The organism is Neisseria sp. P0022.S010, assembly GCF_051956635.1.
Genome location: NZ_JBQCXF010000555.1, coordinates 1 through 1,917 on the forward strand (window position 1 = coordinate 1; position 1,917 = coordinate 1,917).

1 protein-coding gene and 2 tRNA genes are annotated in these 1,917 nt (G+C 47.2%); 1 reads left to right on the forward strand and 2 read right to left on the reverse strand.

Features of this window, described 5'->3' with window-relative positions; all coding sequences use genetic code 11:
* Position 1: 1 nt before the first annotated feature.
* The gene (dacB, locus tag ACTHUT_RS19320; RefSeq protein WP_440419457.1) at positions 2-1,408 is read left to right on the forward strand and encodes a D-alanyl-D-alanine carboxypeptidase/D-alanyl-D-alanine endopeptidase; all 1,407 of its coding nucleotides are present in this window, start codon (positions 2-4) and stop codon (positions 1,406-1,408) included.
* Between the two features lie 289 nt (positions 1,409-1,697).
* Here the strand turns inward: dacB and ACTHUT_RS19325 are convergent.
* Both ACTHUT_RS19325 and ACTHUT_RS19330 read right to left on the reverse strand, forming a co-directional pair.
* Positions 1,698-1,774 (reverse strand) — tRNA-Asp (locus ACTHUT_RS19325).
* Positions 1,775-1,806: 32 nt separating this feature from the next.
* Positions 1,807-1,882: transfer RNA gene (locus tag ACTHUT_RS19330), tRNA-Val, on the reverse strand.
* Between the last annotated feature and the right edge of the window lie 35 nt (positions 1,883-1,917).

Here is a 1,917-nt window from a genome sequence, read left to right on the forward strand (position 1 = left end):
GTTGAAAAGTATTTTATCAGTTGGCCTGATGATGGCGGTTTGTCCGTCATGGGCTTTGGATTTCGGGCGTATTCCTGAAAATGAAATTTCCGTTTATGTGCAGGAATTGGACAGCGGCAAAGTGATTGCCGAACACCGTGCCGATGAATTGCGCAATCCTGCTTCGACGATGAAGCTGGTAACGGCGTTTACCGCGTTTCGTATGCTGGGCGGCGATTATCGTTGGAAAACGGAGTTTAAAACCAACGGCCCAATCAAAGGCGATACGTTGAAAGGCAACGTGTATTGGGTGGGGAGCGGCGATCCTGTGTTTGACCAGCATGATCTGGTGCAAATGCAGCAACAGATGCGCGATAAGGGCATACGCCATATTGACGGACATCTGATACTCGACCGCAGCCTGTGGGGCGATGTGAAGAATCCGGATGATTTTGCTTCCGATTCTGCCGAAAGTTTTATGACTCCACCCGATCCCAATATGTTGGCGTATAAAACCGTTGAACTCCGTGCTGAAAAAGGGGAAGACGGAAACTTGGTCATCCGTACCAATCCGCCGCTGCCGAATCTGAATATTCAAAACAAATTGACGCTTGAGAATAAAGCAGGGAAGTGCAGTGTTTTAAAAAACCACATGAAGACTTCCTATAAAAACAATACGCTGACCGTGTCGGGCAAGCTGCCGGAAAGCTGCTTGGGTCAAGAGCTGTATCTGAATATGTACAGCATGAAAGAATATGTCGGCAAAAGTTTTGTGAACCAATGGCGTCAACAAGACGGTACGGTTTCAGACGGCCTGACGACAGGTGTCGCGCCTCATGATGCACATGTGTTGGCAAGCCATCTATCCAAACCGCTTACCGATATCCTCACCGATATGAACAAGCATTCCAATAATCTGATTGCCCGTTCGGTTTTCCTTAAATTTGCCGGAAACATGTCTGATTACAAGCTGGCGCAGGCCAAGGCTGCCTCTATTGTAAAAAGCGAGCTGGCGGTTGCAGGTATCAATACGGAAGGGCTGGTGTTGGAAAACGGCTCAGGCCTGTCTCGCGTCGAACGACTCAATGCGCGCATGATGGCGCAAATGTTGGAAAAAGCCTACTTCAGCCCGTTTAAAAACGAGTTTATCAGTACGCTGCCGATTGCCGGTAAAGACGGTACGCTTAAAACACGCTTGAAACAGCCCGGTGAAAACCTGCGCCTCAAAACCGGTACGCTTAAAGATGTCCGCGCGCTGGCAGGGTATTGGTTGGGCGAAAAGCCGTTGCTGGTTGTCGTGATTATCAACAGCCAAAAATCAACCGATTATTTACGCGACTTGGATAAGCTGGTGTCTAAAATTGTTCAGCCAGGTGGCGAACATTGGATTGATGCTAAGGCCTCCTGCATGATTAGGTATCAGGCTTGATAAGCTAAAAAAGGCCGTCTGAAAATGTATTGACGTTTTCAGACGGCCTTTGTGTAAGAAGGGGAGGTAAGTATCTATGTCTATTTTGGAAGATGATTTAGGGATTTGATGAATAAGCGTTTGGTGTGAATCCGCTTGAGATGGATGGTCTTTCAGGATTTAAACCATATGTCTGCTTTATTGTGTTGTCCTGTTTATACTATTTAGATAGCTGGATTTTTTATAAAAAGGCATAGGATACAGACGAAAAAATACCGGTAAAAACCGGTATTTTTTATTTTTAACTTGATGGCGCGGCGGACGGGGCTCGAACCCGCGACCCCCGGCGTGACAGGCCGGTACTCTAACCACCTGAGCTACCCCCGCGCATCTATTGTCAGAGAAAAGGAAAAGGAAAGTGGTGGGTGATGAAGGAATCGAACAGCAGACATTCTGCTTGTAAGGCAGACGCTCTACCAACTGAGCTAATCACCCGAAAAAGGGAGATACTGAGAAATCAGCATTTTTCA